This window comes from sulfur-oxidizing endosymbiont of Gigantopelta aegis (assembly GCF_016097415.1).
Lineage (GTDB): Bacteria > Pseudomonadota > Gammaproteobacteria > GRL18 > GRL18 > GRL18.
The window spans coordinates 127,053-147,412 of sequence record NZ_JAEHGE010000003.1 but is presented as its reverse complement, the minus strand read 5'-3'; the positions used below and the strand labels follow the sequence as shown (position 1 = coordinate 147,412).

The 20,360-nt window shown below is 39.4% G+C and carries 19 protein-coding genes; 12 read left to right on the top strand and 7 right to left on the bottom strand.

Features of this window, described 5'->3' with window-relative positions:
• Positions 1 to 21 precede the first annotated feature (21 nt).
• Positions 22 to 462, bottom strand: coding sequence for a hypothetical protein (locus tag JEU79_RS24190; RefSeq protein WP_198266490.1), 441 nt, complete (start codon positions 460 to 462; stop codon positions 22 to 24).
• Between the two features lie 363 nt (positions 463 to 825).
• Between JEU79_RS24190 and JEU79_RS24185 the strand changes: the two genes are divergently transcribed.
• From JEU79_RS24185 to JEU79_RS24175, 3 genes are all read left to right on the top strand, one after another.
• Complete coding sequence (locus JEU79_RS24185) at positions 826 to 2,982, top strand: FAD-dependent oxidoreductase (RefSeq protein WP_198266489.1); 2,157 nt, start codon at positions 826 to 828, stop codon at positions 2,980 to 2,982.
• Positions 2,983 to 3,017: 35 nt separating this feature from the next.
• Positions 3,018 to 3,443 carry a hypothetical protein gene (locus tag JEU79_RS24180; protein ID WP_198266488.1) on the top strand — a complete coding sequence of 142 codons (426 nt, stop codon included), beginning with the start codon at positions 3,018 to 3,020 and terminating at the stop codon, positions 3,441 to 3,443.
• 181 nt (positions 3,444 to 3,624) lie between these two features.
• Positions 3,625 to 4,923 (top strand): eCIS core domain-containing protein, encoded by a 1,299-nt coding sequence (locus tag JEU79_RS24175; RefSeq protein ID WP_198266487.1) that lies wholly within the window; start codon positions 3,625 to 3,627, stop codon positions 4,921 to 4,923.
• 1 nt (position 4,924) lies between these two features.
• Here the strand turns inward: JEU79_RS24175 and JEU79_RS24170 are convergent, their stop codons facing one another.
• The 4 genes from JEU79_RS24170 to cbiB form a co-directional block, all read right to left on the bottom strand.
• Positions 4,925 to 6,439 carry a right-handed parallel beta-helix repeat-containing protein gene (locus tag JEU79_RS24170; RefSeq protein ID WP_214660671.1) on the bottom strand — a complete coding sequence of 505 codons (1,515 nt, stop codon included), beginning with the start codon at positions 6,437 to 6,439 and terminating at the stop codon, positions 4,925 to 4,927.
• Between the two features lie 83 nt (positions 6,440 to 6,522).
• Complete coding sequence (gene cobD / locus JEU79_RS24165; RefSeq protein WP_198266485.1) at positions 6,523 to 7,680, bottom strand: threonine-phosphate decarboxylase CobD; 1,158 nt, start codon at positions 7,678 to 7,680, stop codon at positions 6,523 to 6,525.
• A gap of 12 nt (positions 7,681 to 7,692) precedes the next feature.
• Positions 7,693 to 8,640 (bottom strand): IS1595 family transposase, encoded by a 948-nt coding sequence (locus tag JEU79_RS24160; RefSeq protein ID WP_198262526.1) that lies wholly within the window; start codon positions 8,638 to 8,640, stop codon positions 7,693 to 7,695.
• Positions 8,641 to 8,765: 125 nt separating this feature from the next.
• Complete coding sequence (cbiB, locus tag JEU79_RS24155; RefSeq protein ID WP_198266484.1) at positions 8,766 to 9,752, bottom strand: adenosylcobinamide-phosphate synthase CbiB; 987 nt, start codon at positions 9,750 to 9,752, stop codon at positions 8,766 to 8,768.
• A 58-nt stretch (positions 9,753 to 9,810) separates the two neighbouring features.
• Here cbiB and JEU79_RS24150 point away from each other — a divergent pair, with 58 nt between their 5' ends.
• From JEU79_RS24150 to JEU79_RS24135, 4 genes are all read left to right on the top strand, one after another.
• On the top strand, positions 9,811 to 11,349 hold the full coding sequence (locus JEU79_RS24150) for a cobyric acid synthase (protein WP_246540706.1): 1,539 nt from the start codon (positions 9,811 to 9,813) through the stop codon (positions 11,347 to 11,349).
• 157 nt (positions 11,350 to 11,506) lie between these two features.
• Positions 11,507 to 12,478 (top strand): chemotaxis protein, encoded by a 972-nt coding sequence (locus tag JEU79_RS24145; protein ID WP_198266483.1) that lies wholly within the window; start codon positions 11,507 to 11,509, stop codon positions 12,476 to 12,478.
• A 174-nt stretch (positions 12,479 to 12,652) separates the two neighbouring features.
• Complete coding sequence (locus JEU79_RS24140) at positions 12,653 to 13,810, top strand: NADAR family protein (RefSeq protein ID WP_198266482.1); 1,158 nt, start codon at positions 12,653 to 12,655, stop codon at positions 13,808 to 13,810.
• Between the two features lie 15 nt (positions 13,811 to 13,825).
• Entirely contained in the window at positions 13,826 to 14,935 is a 1,110-nt protein-coding gene (locus JEU79_RS24135; RefSeq protein ID WP_198266481.1) for a serine hydrolase domain-containing protein, read from the top strand.
• A gap of 6 nt (positions 14,936 to 14,941) precedes the next feature.
• Here the strand turns inward: JEU79_RS24135 and JEU79_RS24130 are convergent, their stop codons facing one another.
• Complete coding sequence (locus JEU79_RS24130; protein WP_198266480.1) at positions 14,942 to 15,835, bottom strand: LysR family transcriptional regulator; 894 nt, start codon at positions 15,833 to 15,835, stop codon at positions 14,942 to 14,944.
• Between the two features lie 194 nt (positions 15,836 to 16,029).
• Here JEU79_RS24130 and JEU79_RS24125 point away from each other — a divergent pair, with 194 nt between their 5' ends.
• Positions 16,030 to 17,319: a hypothetical protein gene (locus JEU79_RS24125; protein ID WP_198266479.1), complete on the top strand. Its 1,290-nt coding sequence runs from the start codon at positions 16,030 to 16,032 to the stop codon at positions 17,317 to 17,319.
• Positions 17,320 to 17,326: 7 nt separating this feature from the next.
• On the opposite strand, the gene JEU79_RS24120 is transcribed toward JEU79_RS24125, so the two are convergent.
• On the bottom strand, positions 17,327 to 17,995 hold the full coding sequence (locus JEU79_RS24120) for a YkgJ family cysteine cluster protein (RefSeq protein ID WP_198266478.1): 669 nt from the start codon (positions 17,993 to 17,995) through the stop codon (positions 17,327 to 17,329).
• 202 nt (positions 17,996 to 18,197) lie between these two features.
• On the opposite strand from JEU79_RS24120, the gene JEU79_RS24115 reads away from it, so the two are divergent.
• From JEU79_RS24115 to JEU79_RS24105, 4 genes are all read left to right on the top strand, one after another.
• A complete protein-coding gene (locus JEU79_RS24115; RefSeq protein ID WP_198266477.1) occupies positions 18,198 to 19,025 on the top strand; it encodes a rhodanese-like domain-containing protein in 828 nt (275 codons plus the stop codon).
• 305 nt (positions 19,026 to 19,330) lie between these two features.
• A complete protein-coding gene (locus JEU79_RS24110; protein WP_198266476.1) occupies positions 19,331 to 19,600 on the top strand; it encodes an SRPBCC family protein in 270 nt (89 codons plus the stop codon).
• Between the two features lie 84 nt (positions 19,601 to 19,684).
• On the top strand, positions 19,685 to 19,816 hold the full coding sequence (locus tag JEU79_RS27870; protein ID WP_281401112.1) for a hypothetical protein: 132 nt from the start codon (positions 19,685 to 19,687) through the stop codon (positions 19,814 to 19,816).
• Positions 19,809 to 20,270: a MarR family winged helix-turn-helix transcriptional regulator gene (locus JEU79_RS24105; RefSeq protein WP_198266475.1), complete on the top strand. Its 462-nt coding sequence runs from the start codon at positions 19,809 to 19,811 to the stop codon at positions 20,268 to 20,270. Before JEU79_RS27870 ends, JEU79_RS24105 begins: the two co-directional genes overlap by 8 nt.
• Positions 20,271 to 20,360: the final 90 nt, after the last annotated feature.

Here is a 20,360-nt window from a genome sequence, read left to right as displayed (position 1 = left end):
ATTTTTAACTGCGTAATATTTCTAACCGCGTAATATCTTTAAGCTAGCCTTGCCTATGCCTTTTAAGGCTAATAGGTCCTTATCGCTAGCGACACTAATTGCAGCCTTATTGGTGAGGCCTGCTTCCTCTAGTATTTTGATATAATTTGTTTTTAAAGTTGGATATTCATCCGCTAAAGACTTGAGTTCAGGCGTTGCTACTTTATCATCTGGTTCAGGTGATTTTACGGTGTCTTCTTTTCGAACTTCTGCTTCGGGGGATGCTTGTTGCTCAGGTGTAGCAACTGACGGCTGTATTTCTGGTGCTATTTCAGCTTTTGTTTCTACTTCAACTTCCGATTTCGATTGAGTCAACTCACTTGATGCCGTGTCATTTTTTTTGGTAGCTTGTAGATAAGCATTATTCGGTGCGCTTGGTCTGTCTTCTTCGATGCCAAGTAATTTTAAAAACCAGCTAAACATGATTCATTCCTGTTTGATTATGTGATTTCGCTACTATTATTCTACCTATCTAGTGTCCATCCGTTTATTCTAGAATTATTTGATAATTTTGACCGGTAGGGTGGGCACTATCTAACATCTATACCTATACAACTCATATAACATATCTACTTATACAATAAATAGGAGTGTTTTGTCGATTTTATTCAATGTATTTCTTGATGGATGTCAATTAATCGCTAGTTCTTTATAAGGAGAAGCTAAGTTAAGTAATAACCGAAGGCTTATCTGTAGTAATACGGCTATTTATTGAACATAATAGTGATTAAAATTTCTTAGAGAAATTAACCTATAAATAAAAGGCACTCTATGTCTACAAAAAGCATGTCTACAAATAAAAACAACTATCAAAAAATACTTGTTCTAAGTCTGGTGGCCATTGCGATAAGCGCCTTTTTTGCCTTTGATTTATCCCAATATTTAAGTTTTTCTTACTTAAAAGCCAATCAATTGCAATTTAATGACTACTATCAGCAAAATCCCTGGTTAGTTTCAATGAGCTTTTTTGTCATCTATATTGTATCTGTGGCACTTTCTGTACCGGGGGCAACGCTACTGACTTTGATGGGTGGTGCAGTGTTTGGCTTTACCTGGGGTTTAATTTTAATTTCTTTTGCCAGTAGCATTGGTGCAACACTGGCATTTTTGGTGGCGCGCTTTTTATTGCGAGATAGTGTACAAAATCGTTTTGGCAAGCACCTGCAACGAATCAATGAAGGGATTGAAAAGGAAGGTGCATTCTACCTTTTTACCCTGAGACTGGTTCCAGCCTTTCCTTTTTTTATGATCAACCTTGTAATGGCATTAACACCGATAAAAACCCGCACATTTTATTGGGTGAGTCAGTTAGGGATGTTAGCTGGGACTGCTGTTTATATCAATGCCGGCACTCAATTAGGGCAGTTGGAATCGGCATCAGGGATTTTATCTTTGCCCTTAATCATTTCCTTCACACTATTAGGTATTTTTCCTTTATTAGCCAAAAAAATATTAAATATTATTAAGGCAAATCAGGTTTATAAAGGCTATAGCAAACCTAAAACTTTTGATCGGAATTTGATTGTTATTGGTGCCGGTGCAGCCGGTTTGGTTACTTCCTATATTGCCGCTGCTGTGAAAGCTAAAGTGACCTTGATAGAAAAAAATAAAATGGGTGGCGATTGTCTCAACACCGGTTGCGTGCCTTCAAAGGCATTAATTCGCTCGGCAAAATTCAAATCCCATGTTTCAAGGGCCCAAGAATTTGGTTTTAAGGCGAGTGAAACAGACTTTGACTTTAAAGATATTATGCAACGGGTGCGTCGAGTCATTAGCCTGGTTGAACCCCATGACTCCGTCGAACGTTACTCAAAGCTAGGCGTTGAATGCCTGCAGGGTGAGGCCAAAATCACCTCGCCTTTTAGTGTTGAAATTAATGGCCATACGCTATCAACAAAGAACATTGTAATAGCCACCGGTGCGCGTCCCTTTGTCCCTGCATTACCAGGCTTGGATGAGGTCGGCTATTTGACTTCAGATAATTTGTGGGACTTAGAAGCGTTGCCCAAGCGTTTTTTAATTCTCGGTGGCGGGCCTATTGGCTGTGAGCTGGCACAGAGCTTTGCCCGCTTGGGCAGTCAAGTCATACAGGTAGAACGCAATAGTCGTTTAATGAAGCGTGAAGATCCAGAAGTATCGGAGATTGTTCAAGCACGATTTAAGCAAGAAGGGGTTGATTTGCGCCTACAACATCAGGCACAGCGCTTTGAACTGATTGATGGCCAAAAGACCCTGATTTGTACAGATAAAAATAGCCTGGAAGTGAGTATTGTTTTTGATCAGCTGCTCATTGCGTTAGGACGTAAAGCTAACGTAACAGGTTTTGGCTTAGAAGTGTTGGATATACCATTAGCCAAACAAGGTACAATTGCTGTTAATGAATATTTACAAACAAAATTCCCTAATATCTATGCCTGCGGCGATGTCGCAGGCCCCTATCAGTTTACCCATACGGCGGCACATCAGGCTTGGTATGCCTCAGTGAACAGTTTGTTTCGTGGTTTTAAAGCCTTTAAGGCAGATTATTCAGTGATCCCCTGGGCAACCTTTACCGATCCTGAAGTGGCACGTGTAGGCTTAAATGAACTGGAAGCAAAAGAGCAAAACATTGCTTATGAACTCAGTCAATTTGAAATTGATGATCTGGATCGTGCAATTGCAGATGAAGAAGCCCATGGTTTTATAAAAGTATTAACCGTTCCCGGTAAAGATAAAATTTTGGGGGTTACTATTGTTGGTGAACATGCCGGTGATTTAATTGCTGAATATGTATCTGCCATGCGTCATGGTATTGGCCTGAATAAAATATTATCAACCATTCACATTTACCCCACACTGGCAGAGGCCAATAAATATGTGGCTGGTCAATGGAAGCAGGCACATAAGCCAGAAAAAATATTGGGCTGGTTAGAAAAATTCCATCAATGGCGTCGAGGTGGGTAAAATTAACATTTGAGAACAGTATCTGAAAAATTATTATGCAGAAAATTATAAAGCCCATTAAAGCATTTTTTATTGCTCCGCTTGTAGCACCAATAGTGTATTTTATAGGCTCTTTGATTCTAGGCGGTTCAGAACAAATAAATAGTTTCAAAGATTTTTATATGATTGCCTTAATGTTCTTTTATTTTGCTATACCTGTCAGCTATGCAGTCACAGCAATATTGGGCATGCCGATCTATTTTATTCTTATGCAATTTAAGTGTTTGAGTTTAACCTCATTATCTTTGTCAGGGATGCTTTTAGGAAGTGCTGTGGTCATTTTTGCTTTGAGTGCAATAGTTGGTTTTCGTGATGACTATACGGTGCAAGAATATGTGTGGTTTTTCTTCATTGGAGCTGGTCTCGGATTAAGCGTTTCCTATACCTTTGCTCGTATCGCTGGCCTAAGTCGTCGTTTATAATAAAAAATCAGCAGGTATAAAAGGTACACTGATTAGAAAAAATATAATTCATGACGTGACGCAAGGGATTTGGTTTAATGTCACCAGAAATTCTTTAATATGCCTTGGGCTAAAGTCTTAATTTGAGCTACACTAATAATAGGAAGATACACAACAAGGCATCATTGCAAGGAAATTGATTATGTATAGTTTCGCTCACAAAGTAAAAGACACACAATCAGCAATATTTTCCCCTACAAAGCGTAAAATCAAAGGCCAGGCTCGAGCAGTTGATCACATTCTGCATACGCAATACAGGCTTGGCAGTATACAAACAAAACTGAAAGTAAACACCCCTAATGATAAGTATGAGCAAGAGGCTGATCGCACCGCTTCTATGGTGATGGGGCAAGAATATTTCAAGCCTTCGAGCAGTTCAATTAATAATGCATTAGATCGTAATTCATCAGAAAAAAACCAAACGCTTCAGAAAAAAATGAGTCGCTCATATACACCGTTAACAGGTGTGTTGAATCGTAATAGTACCGGTCGTCCACTACCGGATAACGTACGTCATTATATGGAACCACGCTTTGGTGCTGATTTCTCTCAAGTGCGTGTTCATACTGATCCAGGGGCTGCACAATTAAATCATGTCCTCAATGCTCAGGCGTTTACCCATCAACAAGATATTTATTTTGGGGTGGGTAAAGCCGCTAATAGAAGTACTTTAACTGCACATGAGTTAACACATGTATTACAGCAAACAGGCAGAACACAATCAAGTCAGACAGGGAATATGCCTAGCTTGCAAAGGGAAATTCAAATGCGTCCACCGGGGCGAGGGGAAGCATCTGCTTTTGAACGGCGGCAGGAAATTATTGATCGAATGAATGGCCTATCCTCTGGAATGGAATATCGACTTGATGCTGGAGTACTTCGTTATAATATTGTTAATGTCGATGCACTCAGCCCGTTTGATCGCAGGATTCAGGGTTTTATTGATCAAGAAGATATTGTACCTATGCGACTTATTTCTGGTGTAGGTTATGTTGCAGGCGGTCCACTATTAATCGATAGCCTGCAATTGGGCTATGTGGATCTGGATGATTTAATGGCCAGTGATGATATTGGCTTTCAATCGCTTATGATCCATTTTTTAACGGAGCGTTTTAATGTAAGGAATTATAACCGTCGTCTAGGCATGGCAGATGTGGGGGCAGAATGGAATCGCGTTCATCCTATGGGGATTCAAGCGGAGGCTGAATTCCTGCAAGATTTGTTTAATGATCCCAGTATCAGGCGCAACTGGGTCGATCAAAACGCGAATAGATTAATTTCGGCATTTCGTAGTAGAGATGAAGCTTACCATATTTTCATTATCATTCGTGGTAGTAGTGGTAGAGAACGACGTGGGGCAGAAGTATCGGTACGAACAAAGGGTGGGCAGCGCATGTCAGCACAAGACTTCTTAAGAGAGAGGGCTGCAGTGGCGCAGTAACTTATTTTTTTTCTACTCGTCTTTTATTCAATATTATTTGCAAAACCGCTGCTTTTTGAAGCAGATTAATAGTATTAGTTTCTATAGGTGCTGCCACAATTCGACCAATAACTTCATTACTTAGTTGGTAAGGGCCGGCATTGTCATTATTGGGCATGAAGTTATTGGCCAATGAATTAGTTTTATAGCGATAGTCGGTATCATCTAACTGGGCAAAGAGTCCTGAATGCGTTGCAATAATGCTATTTTGATCAGGCTGATTAACTGCGACTGTCAGGGCGTCACTTGAAGTTGCAGCTTGCCAATCGGAGAGCGTTGAATAGTCTTTTGAATTTCCCTTACTGTATCGGTCAGCCGCTAGATGAAAAGATGCGTCAAAAATATTGTAATCGGATGAGGTTAATTTGACGACTTTAGTATCCGAGTAGCGAATTAATGCGATATCTGTTTTAGAACGGATAAGGATGTTCCCCAGAAAAGTAACCTGGGAATTTGCATCCAGTGAGATGGCGTCAGAAAGGCTATCGCCACCATCAATTAAATTATGCTCGATGCGTATTGGAGCGCTGACAGCAAATGCACCCGCCATATTTGATCTTATGCCAGCACCACTATTACCAAAACCATAAATAATATTATGATGTATATAATTCTCGCCTGCTTCGGGACTTTTAGCACCGCGTATTCCAATGAGCACACCATAAACATCAGCTTTAATTTTGTTGTAGCGAATTTCTGATTCAAACCAGGGTGAGCGGGTGGCAAGATCTTTAATAAAATGATCTTTCCAGAATATGCCATTACTGACATTTTTTATTTCATTATGTTCTATCAGCGCATTGATAGTACCATAAGCCTGTATGCCGGCCGCACCACGAGTACTGTCAATCGTATAAGCTGTGTCGATGAGGTTGTTTTTAACCACCCAATCTTTAGAACCCCACATGCCAATGCCCGACATGTTCATCCCATAGGGGCCGCCGGTATTAATGATTTTATTATTTTCGATCACGATACCGATACTGAGTGTATCTATATTCGCAACCGTATTTTGTACTTGTCCCCATGAGGCAATACCGATGACATAGTTGTTTTTAATGGTTAAGCCTTTGATGTGAATATAGTCAGAGGTCATGGTATGAATGCCAATACGCTCTAATTGGCTATCTAAAATCACTTCGCCAGAACGCCCTGGAGCAGCTTGAATGATGATGGGATTATTAGGCGTGCCACTGGTTTCCAGACAGAGGCTAGCATAAGTACTATCCATCCAAACACATTTACTGACAAAGGGGCTGCTCGCAGAATTTTCTATGTAGGTGCCGGGGGTAATGTTTATGGTGTCCCCTGCTCTTGCTAAGCTAATGGCTTTTTGAATGCTTAAACAGGCATCAGTCTGTTCAGAAGTACAGCTATTATTATCATTGCCATTTTTGCTTACCCAGAATTCTATTGCGTATACCGGGGTGATGAAAAAAATAAGTAATAGAGAAAGTATGACAGAATGCTTTGGCAAGGCAATGCTCATAATTTATACTCGATTTGATGATTGGTTTCTTGAGTATACCGGAATAAATTTCGGAAATATTAGTAGTGTGTCTAAAAATGAGCAGAAAAGATATTTGTTAATGCCGATTCTAAATGCTGCCATTGTAGGTGATTTTTAGGCAAGCCAAAACGCAATCCTTGGTGGGTGGCGTGAGGATGCTTAGATTGTGATAGACATGAATCACAGTGGCAGCTTTTATCTAACAAGCGCACGAGAATTTTTTGCTGACACAATTGTTCAAAAAGTTGTTCTGCGGTGTCGATATAAAGCGTTTGATATAAAACAGTACCAGAAATATTAAACGTGGCTAGGTCATTAGTCAGGTGTTTTCTTAGTGTATTTTCCAGACGAGTAGCAGACTGTTCAAGCATGCTTTTATTGCTTTTTATCCATGATTGATCGGCTAAGGCATGCTTTACTACCCATCGTGCCGGGCCACTCACAGACCAGGGGCCTTGATGATAATGCAGTAAGTTTAGAATTTTTTCTGGTGCAATCACAAATCCACAGCGAACCCCAGCCAGCCCAAAAAACTTACCCACCGAACGTAGGACAATCAGATTTTCAGGACTCTCTTTTTGGATCAAGCTTTGTTCTGCGATGCTATCCATAAAGGCTTCATCAATGATGAGATAGGCATTTTTTTGTCGTAGTTTTAGCAACCATTTTTGTAAGTTTTTTTTGCTAATCAATTCGCCCGTTGGATTGTTGGGATTTATCACCAGCAAAACATCTAAGTTATCTATGTGCTGAGTGATATTTTGTGTGTTGAGGTGGACAATAGTGAAATTATTTTTTCTCCATTGAAATTCATGTTCGGCATAGCAAGGGCTGATAATGCCAACTTTAGCTTGGTCGGGTAATAGTTGATAGTGTTGAAAGATAAAGGGTAACAATTGAATTGCTTCCTGAGAACCGGCAACCGGTAAAATTTTTTGGGTCTGATAATATTCACAGGCAGTTTCAACTAATCCATCATCATCTTCAGGCAATCGGTTGTAACTGTTTTCCGGGAGAGTAGGTACAGGCCAGCCGTTAGGGTTAATACCTGTTGATAAGTCCAGCCAACTATCGTTATTTTCTACTTGATTGTGTTCTAAGGCATATTGTTTAACGGCCTGATTGAGTCGTCCACCATGCTTTAGAGATGAAGGCTTTGGCGATGAAATTTTGGGAGGTGCGTCAGCAGAATTGCAGTTTTTTAGCATAAAGTTTCTTGATTACCCATAAAGCTCCGCCATTTTTAGGAGCTTTCCATTCATAGGTGGCGTTTTCATCGCCACGCATAAAAACCTTGGCATCATGTCTTTTAAGTTAAAGCGTCTATTAAACCGATAACAAAATTCAGCAAGATACCGAGGTAAATGTTTTGAGTTAATGGAATGATAGCTTCCCTTCATAGAGTTTTTAATATTACCTATCATAGTGTTAACCCAGATAAACTCAATTTTATCAACACTTGCCGCACCACCACCCGTGACGATTGGAACATGCTTACAGTCAGCTTCTTTAACCGCAGGAAAACAATTTAACCCATCTGAGTAAACAGTACTTCCAGGTGTTAAATGAGTTTGTGCCCATCGTTTTATTTCACTGGATTTAAACCCTTTAAGCACATTTAAATTCATTGCAATCGGGTGTCCATCTTCATTAGTAGAAACGGCTGCAACGAACGGTGTTTTATTTTCTGAACCACGACCTCTGGAGCCGCCTCTGTGCTCACCACCCCAGTAGGCATCATCAATTTGAATGATGCCTGATAAAGGTTTACTGTCATCACGTTCTTTCATAACCTGCATGATCTTTTGTTTCATACTCCAGGCTGTATTGTAGCTTACCTTAAGCTGTCTCTTTAATTCTAATGCTGAAACCGCTGTCTTCAATTGAGTCATAAGATGAATCGCTAAAAACCACTTAGATAAAGGCAGTTTGGTACTATCAAATATTGTCCCACAGGTTGCTGATGTCTGATGATGACAATGGTGGCACTGATAAAGATGGCGATGTTCTAGAGTGCAATAAGTCTTATTGCCACACTCTGGGCAAACAAATCCATCAGGAAATTTCCATTTAAATAAGGCTTGTCGGCACTGTTTGTCAGTGCCATAATCATTAAAAAGCTCAAATAAACTATAACCTTCTTGAAACTGAATTTTATTTTTTGACATCATTCTACTCCACACATAATCTATACTTTAATTATAGTATAATTATAGTATAATTATAGTATAATTATCGAAATATGGCGGAGCTTTGTGGGTAATCAAGTAAAGTTTTTTAATCAAAAGATAAATTATAACCAGCCTGGAATGCTGACTAAAGCGACAACGATGACCCAGATAATCGTACTGCGATCTAATAACTCACAGGCTTCTTTAATTGTTTGCGCTGTGGCTTGAGTGCCACAGCCTAAGTCAGGGCGTAATTTGTATTCACCATGATAGTGATCGCCACCGCCTAATTGCACATCCAAGGCCCCTGCTCCTGCAGCCATGACAACGCCAGCATTGGGACTTTCCCAGAGTGAACCTTGTTTTGACCAGCACTGCATGGCATTTTTCCAATTGCCCATCAGTGCATAGCTTAATGCCGTCAGCCGAGAAGGGACATAGTTTAAAACATCGTCAAATTTTGCCACAAAGAATCCAAAATCATTATAACGTTCAGTTTTGTAACCCCACATGGCATCCAGGGTGTTGGTGAGGCGAAAAATGATCACCCCCGGTGCTCCAGCAACAATAAACCAGAAAATAGTGGCAAACACTGCATCATTGCCATTTTCTAACACCGATTCTGTGGTGGCACGGCAAATACCTTCTTCATCCATGTCACGGGTATCACGGCTGACAATCATGGACAAAGAGTGGCGTGCTTGCTCTAGTTGGTGACTAACCAAAGGTAATAAAATGTCATGGGCATGACGTTTTAGGCTATTCAGGCCAATGGCAAAATATAAAATAATGATTTCCAGCAGGTAGCCAAATAAGCTATCGCTGATGAGATAATATGCGAGTAGTCCTGCAGGTAATAGGCAAAGCATGGCCGCCAGAAAACCATTAAGACGATTTTTCTGGGCATCTCTTTTCATAAAAGGTGTGCATTCATGAGCAGGCTCTAAAATAAATTCCGAACTGAGTTCTACATTGGCTTCAAAAGAATCTTCATTCAAACCTTCTTCCAGCCACTCAGCGAGTTGCCCAAATGCAACCAATGGATGGTATTTGTTGAATTCACCCAGGAAATAATCGAGAAGCAGGGCACATAATAGTACAATAAGCATTACTCACCTTTTTTATTAAAGCAAAAACAATTATTTGTTAACGAAACCCTATTCTAACATGCATAACAAGAAGAAACAGGCCGTCACACTGATGATTCAGGGAACCACCTCTGATGCAGGCAAAAGCGTATTAGTGGCCGGCCTATGTCGCCTATTTTATCGTCAGGGCATTCGCGTTGTACCCTTTAAACCTCAAAATATGGCACTCAATAGCGCGGTCACCAGTGACGGCGGTGAAATCGGTCGTGCGCAGGCAGTACAGGCACAGGCCTGTCATCTCAAACCACATACGGACATGAATCCCATTTTACTTAAGCCCAATTCTGATACCGGTGCGCAGGTGATTATTCATGGTCAGGCGGTCACAGAAATGGATGCACGTGGCTATCATGCGTTTAAAAAAGACGCGATGAAGTATGTACTAGAATCGTATCAGCGCTTGAGTGAGCAATATGATTTGATTCTTGTTGAAGGTGCGGGCAGTCCAGCAGAAATTAATCTACGCGAAAACGATATCGCCAATATGGGCTTTGCTGAGGCGGTTGATTGCCCGGTTTTTGTGGTTTCTGATATTGATAAGGGCGGTGTTTTTGCACATCTTTATGGTACCTTAAAATTGCTATCGCCTTCTGAACAAGAGCGTATTAAAGGTTTTATCATTAATAAGTTTCGTGGTGATGTGTCTTTGTTAGAGCCGGGAAACCAATGGCTGGAAGAGCAAACTCAAACACCAGTGCTCGGTGTGCTACCTTATCTGCACAATTTACACATTGAAGCAGAAGATGCGATTGCCTATCAAGAAAATAAATCCGGTATAGATAAAAGCCTATCGCTAGATGCCAAAAAAATTACTTCTTTAAAAATTACTTCTTTAAAAATAATTGTGCCGGTCTTATCGCGAATTGCTAATCATACTGATTTTGATGCGCTAAGACTGCATCCTCAAGTCGAATTATTATTTATTCGTGCCGGTCAAACAATCCCAGCAGCAGATCTAATCATTATACCGGGCACCAAAAGTGTCCGTGTTGATTTGCAGTGGTTACGGGACAATGGATGGGAAACTGCGCTGGCCAGACATTTGCGCTATGGTGGTAAAGTTATGGGCATTTGTGGCGGTTTACAGATGTTGGGCAGTGAGATTCATGATCCGCGGGGCTTGGAAGGCGAGTCAGGCAGTAGTAACGGTCTGGGATATTTCGACTATCAAACGACACTGGAAGCAAAAAAACAATTACGACAGGTTGAAGGCTGTTTTCAGAGTGAGCCGTCGGTTAAATTAACGGGCTATGAAATACATGCCGGGACAACCATCGGTATTGATGATGCCTCGGCGCTCATCCAAATTCAGAATAAGTTTGACGGTACAAGCTCTGCTGATGGACAGATTATTGTGACTTATTTACATGGTATTTTTGACCATCCTCAGGCTTGTGAGCACCTATTGTCATGGGCAGGGCTAAAAAAACAGACAGAATACGATTATCGGGCATTTCAGGAGCAGGGTATTGATTTATTTGCTGATACATTGGAGCAAAACCTTGATCTTTCGTTGATATATCAGTTATTAAAAGAAAAAAGTCACAGTAAAATCTAAAGAAGTAGCCCTATCTGGAAAAATACTATCTTTATACTATACTTCGAAAGCACTAGTAATTTATTGGAAGAATTAAACATATTCTCCAATTTGCCGATACTAGAGATTAAGAGATGATACCTGTCTGTGTTTTTAATAGAGAATTTCCGAGCTTAATATGACTAATTTTATTAAATCTGTTGATGAACGAACTAATTTAGCGGGAACCAACCGACTGGAGTTATTGCTTTTCAGTTTGGGCGAAGATATGCAGACGGGACGTGAAGAAGTCTTTGGTATCAATGTGTTCAAAGTGCGTGAAGTGATGTCTATACCTGAAATTACTCAGGCACCGGACATGCCCGCGTCAGTTGAGGGCATGATTAGCCTTCGAGGACATCTGATTCCAGTGGTGAATTTGGCAAAATTCTGTGGTTTGCAAATAAAAGAGCCACCCAAAATCATGATCGTCACAGAATACAACAATATGATGCAGGGCTACTTGATAGACTCGGTAGATACTATACTGCGTCTTGACTGGAACAAAGTAAAAACACCGCCGGAAATGCTTTCTGAGCAAATGGGCGGTGTCGTAACAGCCGTGACAGAGCTTGAAGACAATCGTATTGTGATGATTATGGATGTTGAAAAAGTGCTGGCCGATACCGCACAGGATACCTCCAAAGAACAATGGTTTAACGATGTGGCCGCTGCGGAAAAACGTGAAGCCACCATCTTTTTTGCCGATGATTCATTAGTCGCTCGAAAACAAATTTCACGTACGCTAGACCACATGGGCTTTACTCATGTCAGTGCCAACAATGGTCTGGAGGCTTGGAACAAACTCAAAGATATAGCCCAACGGGCTGAGGTCACTCAGAAGCCAGTATCGAGCTTCATTCAATTAATTTTAACCGATGTTGAAATGCCTGAAATGGATGGTTTTGTCTTGACCAAAAAAATCAAAGCCGATAGCCGTTTTGATGGTATTCCGGTTATTATGCATTCATCATTATCCGCAGATTCAAATCAAAACCTGGGCAAAAATGTTGGTGCTGATGATTATGTGCCTAAGTTTGATCCCACGCACCTCTCAGAAGTCATTAATAAAAACCTTGAGGGTGATGTGAAGCAGTTGGGAAATAAATAAGGACTTCTCCCAAAGCCACGAGACCTTAGCCACTTGTGAATGGAAACACTACTTTCGAACGCCCAAAACCTATAAATTCTATTCTCTGTTTTATGATAAAAATCAAGACATAAAACAGAAGAGAATGGTAATATGTCTGTCTCATTATTTATTCATAGCCGATAAGGAAAATACATGAAGGCAGGCCCAAGAGAGATCATCACCCCATTTCGTCCCATTCCGCTAGAAGTGCCTGAGGGCATGAAGCCCAATGAATTTTTTAATAGCACCGAAAATCTGAAAGATCTCTCGCAGAATAATGGTCTGCTCAGTAATCCTGAACACTTATTGATGTATCGTAAAGCATTGGGTCATAGCAATGAATTTGATGCCTCTATTATTTTTAATTCCTCCAAATGCATACTCAATCCACTCGGTAGACCGGTACGTCGCACACAATTGCCGGAGCAGACCAAAAGTGTCTGGAATCGCATGAACCAGATCATGATTGAATACATGCTGGAAAAATATCCCGATCCAGAAGATGCGCTAGTACTTGCGGGTGAAGCGAGTCTGGATGCAACCTGGCCATTAACTGCACCGGGTGTGCCGAGCATTCGTATGCTGCACAATCATTTTATCGTGTTCAATATGGATCAATTGCGAAATGCCGAAATGGCCGATCCGAAAAACCCCAATCTCACCGATGGTGGTCAAAACAGCCTGTTTCAAGCGCACATGCGCAATGTTTACCGTAATTTCTTTGCGTCATTGGATTTGCAAATACTGCGTCCGGTTGAAGGTAAGGCATCACAATTATCCCTGACGGGTTATCCTCAGGGCTTGCCGAGTTGGGAGATTCAGGGTGGCGTGGATATGCTCAAAAGCACGCAATTCTGGAAAGAATATGATCTCATTCTAAAAGGCTTTCTGGATTTTTATCGCACTTTCTTCACCCAGGTTTCAACCCGTAATGCACCGATTCCGGCAAAAACCTACTTCCCCGATCAAATTGAAGACACACTCTTATTTAATAATGACTTCTTAGCCAGCGCTAAAAAAGTCCGTGATCTGTGTGTACATGATGCTAAATATGCCAATTCTATTCGTTGGCAACCGGCTTTCAAACAGCTGATTTATCGAAATGAACAGGGAAAATTAATCGTTACCATTAGCCAAAACTCGATTGGTAACGCCATTACTGAGCTATTAGGCGTTGTAGTACGCCGAGTCCCTGATGCCCAGGCTTATGAAGCAGCAGAACCGGCATTAATCGAAAAATTATTGGAAGTTAGACAGCGCTTGATTAATGCTGACTTAGGCGACCCCATTAAGACCGAATATTGGGACTAAGGTAAAAAATAAAACATGGCTCATCCAAATGCTGCGGAACTCCAGAAAACCTTAGAGTATTGGCAGTATTTTGCGCCTTGTTTGGGCGCAAACGTCAGTATTTATGATGCTAAGTATACAGATTGGAATTCAGCCAGTGGTTATAGCCAGTTAAACCCCCGTTTGTCATTAGCCCCCGAGCAGGGTTTTTATATTTATAGCATTACCAAAACATTTACTGCTATTGTTGTTATGCAATTGTTTAAAAAAGCACTTATTCAGTTAAACGATCCCATTAATAAATATCTGTCAGAGACTGTTTGTCCTGGCATAAGACTGCCTGATAGCATCCATATAAAACACCTGCTTAATCACACCAGTGGTATTCCTAACTATACTGATTTGCCCGCTTATGTTCCGGCAACAAAACATCAATCTGAAAAATCATGGTCATTTGATAAGGTCATTGATTTAACCTGTCGCGGAGAATTGGATTTTGAGCCAGGTGAAGGCTGGCAATACTCAAATACCGGCTATATGTTATTGCTATTGATGATTGAAGCTGTGACAAAGCAATCCTTTGCTAGTGTGATTGATGAATATATAGTGCAAAAAATAGGTTTGAAAAATACCTATGTTGCAGAGAGGGTTGCAGAGAAAGTTGCAAATAAGAGCTCAGAAAAAACAGCTCAAGTGACATCGCTTACTCATGGCTATAGTCGTGATCTCAGTGCTGATGCTAGTATGCAAAATATAACGGATGTGTATGATCCCTGGTGGTGTAAAACAGGCTTGATTGTGTCAACTACCCAGGAGGTAAACCAACTTTATGCCGCGCTATTTAATGGCCAATTAGTGAATAAAAACTCACTGGCTTTAATGATGGAAGCAACCTCGACACTGCATGATGCGAGTCCACATTTTAATAAACCTAGCTATGGCTTTGGTTTAATGATTGACCCTGAAGCTGAGCATGGTGGTTCTTATGGTCATGGTGGTAATGGCCCCGGTTTTAATACCTGGACTGTGTATTATCCTGATTTTTACGGTCGACCAATTATTATTAGCATCTTTTGTAATACCAGCATGGGAGGGCATCCATTGTATCTGGTTAAAGATTTTTTAAGAGTGCTTGCGGAAAATTAATGTTACTTATAATTTATCAACAACATAGTTGATAAAGGTTCGTATTTTGGCTTGTTGCAGGTGTTGATTTTGATAAACAGCATAGATACCGACATCAGATAATTTATAGTCTGGCAGTAATTGTACTAAATTACCCTTATTAAGGTCATCTTCAATAAGAAAATCAGATAATGCTGCAATACCTGCTCCCTCAAGCATGAGTCGTCTCACCGCACTGGCATTATTGGTTTTTATCCTACCTTTAATATGTATCGTTTTATTTTGAGCCTTAGCCTGATTTTTTTTGAGCAATTCATATTGATAGGGTGTGGGTAAAAGAGTAAAGATTATCCATTCCAGTTGAGTTAAATCGGCAGGGCTGGTAGGAATTTTTTTTCCTTTTAGGTATTCGGGTGATGCACACAATAAGCGTGGCGAATCTTTTATTTTTTTCGCTCTTAAGTTTGAATCAGGCAACCAGCCAATACGAATAGCAACATCAATTCCCGCTTCTGTCATATCAATCATATTATCATCTAATAATAGTTCGGCATTCAATAAAGGATACTGTTGTAAAAATTGATGCAGTAAAGGTGAGACATGATCAATACCAAAACTGGATGGGCTGGAAATTTTCAGGTTGCCCCGTGGTTCTTCCTGAGCAGAGGAAATCCGCCCTTGTGCCTCTTCCACTACTTCTACTAACTTGATACAACTTTGGTAATAGCCTTCACCAATATCAGTCAAACTCAGACTACGGGTATTACGATTGAGTAAGCGTATGCCAGTGCTCTGCTCCAAAAGTGAAATGTGTTTGCTGATGGCAGATTTAGCTACGCCTAAGCGTTTAGCGGCTCCTGAAAAGCTCCCTGTATCAACAACATGGGTAAAAATTACCATGCGCTTTAAATCATCCAACATGATTGCATTGCCTTATTGTTCACTTATTGAGAACTAACTTGTATCATTTTATCATATTGTTTTCAATATTTCAGAAGCATATAGTAATAAACAAATTAAGACAAAAAAAATAATTTTATGCCATTTTAAAAATGAGCCTCAATAGTCAGGCTGATTATTAGGGCGAAATGATAATTTATTATAAGGATATAAAAATGAAAAATTATAAATTTATATTGGTACTGGTCATTTTTATTATTTCGCACAGTGCCTGGTCTATGCATTCAAATATCAATATGCTTTCACCTATTGTCATTAAGGGAGAACAGATGGAGCCTTTGTTAGGCAGAGAGATTAAAGGTATTCGTGTGTATGCATTTAAAAATGGTAAAGCGAAAGTTATTCCCTTTCAGATTGATCAAAAAGATGCAAATGATAATTGGGTATGGACAACAGTGCTTAATTCTAATCGTCATGAAATGCAGAATTATGATGTGGATGATAAAACAGGGAAAAATATCTTTGATAGTAATGATCAATTAGTTTTTATGGCTCGAGATACAGGGCAAAAAGAGCAGAAAGCAGCAACAAAAATTAATAGTTCAGAGGTGCTGGAATTAAAAATAGTGCTTGGAAGTTCGATTCATCCAAGATGGATTTATGTGAGCTATCAGGCGACTCATTTATCGGATAAATCAAAAAAATATTATATGAAATACGATCATTTTGAGCAAAGAATTAAGTCACCGGTTTATAGTATGATTTATTCAAAAGATCATGTAGCAGTAATGGAAAAAATGTTTCTCGCAGGGCAGCCTGTAATGAGGCAAGCTCAATTTACGGGTAAAGTGGATATTAACTTTCTCTTGTTTCATAACACCATTGAATTTAACGAAACAGAAATAGAGGGCTATGCTGTTGGTTATATTGAAGGCCCTATACGCATTATTAAACAATTTATGACTTATGTTAATTTGGGCTTGGGGTTAAAATCAATGTCACTGAAGGTAGAACACTTGTTTTACCCGAATCATACTGAAGTACCTATTATTATTGTCAAAAGCTCGATGGTGAAAACTATGTCGATAAAAATAGGCGCAGAATATTCTTTAGCGAATTTAAGCAGTGTTTATAATGACAATTTTGATGTGTTAAGTTATCTAGAAAAAGACAGTGTAAAAAACCATGCAGCTGATCATAGAGAGCATCAATTTTTAGGTATCAATAATAGTGCTTTTTCCATGTTAACTTTATTAAAGATTCCATCAGAATTAGTTGGAAAAATTAATGCGCAGACATTTATAAATACAAGCGAAACAATAGTGCATAACAATCAAGTCATTGAGGAAAAACAGCTGGCAGGTTTTACCCTAACAACTAGGGAAAGCTTTCCAGAAGGGCAATATCAATTAAAAGTTATATCTATTTTTTCAGATAAGCCGGACATTTGTCAAAAAAATAATGTGTTTAAGGAAAAAGTCATTGTTAGCACCACTATGATTTAGTGGTTTGCTATTTATTTTTCTCAAAAATATCCATTTTATCGGCTAAAGTAGACCAGTTTAGCTCACGCATTACTTTAGCCATCTGATGCTGTCCTCCGGCTTTAATCATCTTACGGCGCTCGGTTTTATTTTTCACCCCATAAAACGGCAACATGATATCAAAGGCATCATCAGAGTATTTTTTAATCGGAGTGAGCACATCATCACGACGGGTGTAATAGGCATCTTCACCGGCTTCACATTGCTTGTTAAAGACATTAAAGCTGCGGCAGGCCATTGGGCGAACAGCGTGTATTGAGCAGGCACTGTCAATTAAAAACGGACAGGATTTTAGTGTCTCCAAGTTCCTCAACTGTGTTTTAAGTGCTTCGCGTAATTCTCCCGCTAAGACCTCAGTGGCATACCATGACATGCCCATGAGTTCTAAAGGATAAACGGGGATGGTTTCATGCGACTGGCAGCAAGTGGCACAACCACGGGCGCAGGCCAGTTTTTTGCCTTGTTTTTCTTCACGTTTAATCGCCTCGCTGATACCTTGATCGGTGATCAAATAAGCATCCATCAAGGTGCTCAACCAGGGTAATCGTTGCTCATGGCTAGAAAATTTTACCCGTTGAGGCGCAGGATAGGCCGCATTGGTCTGTTTTTGTTGCTTATTTTCTGCTTCGTTGCTCATCTTATACCCTTGGAATTGAGGCCGTATTTTAACCTAGCACTATAAGAATCGCTAATTTTAAAAAAATTATTAAATGTAGGTATAATTCTGACATTAATATAATAAAAAATAGGCTACAATCAAGGGTAACACTAAAAAGAAATCAACGACCAAGGGAGTGGTTTATTGAACGAGGTAATACACCGTGTACAAAAAACATCAGATGAGTCTTGGCCAGAGAAATTTATTCCAACAAGGCTTTCAAAGCTTTACCCGCTGTGAGTTAAGCAACTTAACCATGGGGCTACGTTTCACCCCCTTTCTATGTATGGTTCTTGGCACCTTGGGAATCATTACCCACAATATCTATTTATTAAGTAGTGTTGCAGCACTGGGTTTTATTGCCGCATTTTTTCCTGACCAACACCCCTTTGACCTATTTTACAACCATGTTGTCAGGCATATTTTTAAAGCAGAAAAACTACCTTCCAATCCGCTACAACGGCGTTTAGCCTGCTTAGGCGCGGGCTTTATGAATGGCTCGATTGCTTTACTTTTTCTTTTTGACCCCACAGCACAGCAAATTCCTCTTTCTGAGGTCACTTTATCCATCAGTCATCTGGGTAGTAAAGCGCAACTGGCATATATTCTTGGTGGTATTCTTATCTTTATGCAAGTGATTGTTTTTACCAATCATTTTTGTGCCTTATCCTGGGCTTATGAAAAACTCATCACTTTAATGGGTGGTGCAGAAACCAAGCCGATTACGCCGGAGCATGTGTCACGCTTAATGAGAATGGGTGCAACCATTGTTGATGTACGCAATGAGGAAGATTATGCGGAATCACATATTGAAGGTGCGATTAATATACCTCTGGAAACTTTGAATGATCCCGAAGTACAAAGCAAGCTGGGTGAAGATATTGTTCTGACCTATTGCTATAACGGAAAACTATCCCACATTGCTCAGGAATTGCTACGCAAGAAGGGTCGAGCACTATCTTATAATTTGGGTAGCCTAGAGCGTGCGAACTCAGTCCTGGCTTTATAATTCTTTACTGTTGCGATCATAATTCCCAAGCCCTAAACTTCGGCCATTTTCCAGATTGCGATAATTGATGTAAATTAAATTATTGCTTGATGGTATTTTTTTGTCATAAACTTTTTATCACGTTTGATAGTTTATTATCCTGAAAGGAGTTACAAACTATTGAGCTTATTTTTGAGTGAGAGGATAAATTTTTTTTTAATTAAACAGGGGCGTGTCAATTACTTGTTATAAGCCATAAACCAAAACTTGCGCTATATAGTAAACTGGTTTACCATATTTGTTTTTAACAATATGGAACGCTGAAAATGAAAATAGTATTACTGACCCTGCTGGTTATCATTATTGGATACAGCATATTTGCTCATTATCATAAATGGAGCAAATCCTACTCTCAAACAGTTGAGAATGTAGGCGTAGAAAAAATATGGACAGTATGGACAGATATAAATAGCTGGAACACATGGCAAAATGATATTGAATATGCAAAAATTAAAGGTGAATTTAAAGCAGGTAATACCTTTATTCTAAAGCCCAAAGGCGTATCAGAAGTATCAATAGAATTAATTGAAGTATAGAAAAATAAGTTATTTACAGATCTAACTAAATTTCCACTGGCAAAAATGTACGGTAAACATGAGTTTATACAGCATGGCAATAAATTGGAAATTAAAACAACTATGAGTGTTGAAGGATATCTAGGCTTTATATGGAGAAAAATAGTTGCAGAAGATGTAGCCAATGGAATGGAAGAACAAACAAACAGTTTAATTAAAAAAGCACAAGATGGATAAAAAAACTGTATTTAAACATAAAAAACCAGACGATAGCGCTGGTTTTTTATTATGGAAAATAACATCTTTATGGCAGAATAAATTATCTAATATTTTGAGTGTATTTAAAATTAACCAAACTCAATTTGCAATTATGGCTTCATTAAAATGGTTTGAAGAACATAATGAAGAAACAACTCAAGCTCATCTTGTCGAGCACTCAAAAATAGAAAAAATGACGGTATCAAAGTCATTGAAAAATCTTGAAAACAAAAATTTAATAATTAGGGTTAAATCAAAAAGGGATGCCAGAGCATTAAATATTGAGTTTACAAAAAAAGGAATTAATACAATAAATAAAGCTATAGTAGCTATAGAAAAAGCAGATGACGAATTCTTTTCTAGCTTGTCTGCACAAGAACTTAAACAATATAAGTCAATTATAGTTAAAGTAATAAAAAATAATGGCTTATAACAAGCTCATCCAGCAGACTGCCAAAAGTGTCGCGCCTTTTGCAATAAAACGCAAAAGCCCCGCCACTTTCGTCAGCGACTGATGAGAGCG

What these genes read in the sequence shown, in the direction of transcription:
- JEU79_RS24190 (WP_198266490.1), bottom strand. Translation starts at nt 462, where the DNA reads ATGTTTAGCTGGTTTTTAAAATTACTTGGCATCGAAGAAGACAGACCA.
- JEU79_RS24150 (WP_246540706.1), top strand. Translation starts at nt 9,811, where the DNA reads ATGCATAACAAGAAGAAACAGGCCGTCACACTGATGATTCAGGGAACC.
- JEU79_RS24120 (WP_198266478.1), bottom strand. Translation starts at nt 17,995, where the DNA reads ATGAGCAACGAAGCAGAAAATAAGCAACAAAAACAGACCAATGCGGCC.
- JEU79_RS24130 (WP_198266480.1), bottom strand. Translation starts at nt 15,835, where the DNA reads ATGTTGGATGATTTAAAGCGCATGGTAATTTTTACCCATGTTGTTGAT.
- JEU79_RS24140 (WP_198266482.1), top strand. Translation starts at nt 12,653, where the DNA reads ATGAAGGCAGGCCCAAGAGAGATCATCACCCCATTTCGTCCCATTCCG.
- JEU79_RS24105 (WP_198266475.1), top strand. Translation starts at nt 19,809, where the DNA reads ATGGATAAAAAAACTGTATTTAAACATAAAAAACCAGACGATAGCGCT.
- JEU79_RS24175 (WP_198266487.1), top strand. Translation starts at nt 3,625, where the DNA reads ATGTATAGTTTCGCTCACAAAGTAAAAGACACACAATCAGCAATATTT.
- JEU79_RS24180 (WP_198266488.1), top strand. Translation starts at nt 3,018, where the DNA reads ATGCAGAAAATTATAAAGCCCATTAAAGCATTTTTTATTGCTCCGCTT.
- JEU79_RS24145 (WP_198266483.1), top strand. Translation starts at nt 11,507, where the DNA reads ATGACTAATTTTATTAAATCTGTTGATGAACGAACTAATTTAGCGGGA.
- JEU79_RS24125 (WP_198266479.1), top strand. Translation starts at nt 16,030, where the DNA reads ATGAAAAATTATAAATTTATATTGGTACTGGTCATTTTTATTATTTCG.
- JEU79_RS24115 (WP_198266477.1), top strand. Translation starts at nt 18,198, where the DNA reads ATGAGTCTTGGCCAGAGAAATTTATTCCAACAAGGCTTTCAAAGCTTT.
- JEU79_RS24160 (WP_198262526.1), bottom strand. Translation starts at nt 8,640, where the DNA reads ATGTCAAAAAATAAAATTCAGTTTCAAGAAGGTTATAGTTTATTTGAG.
- JEU79_RS24110 (WP_198266476.1), top strand. Translation starts at nt 19,331, where the DNA reads ATGAAAATAGTATTACTGACCCTGCTGGTTATCATTATTGGATACAGC.
- cbiB (WP_198266484.1), bottom strand. Translation starts at nt 9,752, where the DNA reads ATGCTTATTGTACTATTATGTGCCCTGCTTCTCGATTATTTCCTGGGT.
- JEU79_RS24185 (WP_198266489.1), top strand. Translation starts at nt 826, where the DNA reads ATGTCTACAAATAAAAACAACTATCAAAAAATACTTGTTCTAAGTCTG.
- cobD (WP_198266485.1), bottom strand. Translation starts at nt 7,680, where the DNA reads ATGCTAAAAAACTGCAATTCTGCTGACGCACCTCCCAAAATTTCATCG.
- JEU79_RS24135 (WP_198266481.1), top strand. Translation starts at nt 13,826, where the DNA reads ATGGCTCATCCAAATGCTGCGGAACTCCAGAAAACCTTAGAGTATTGG.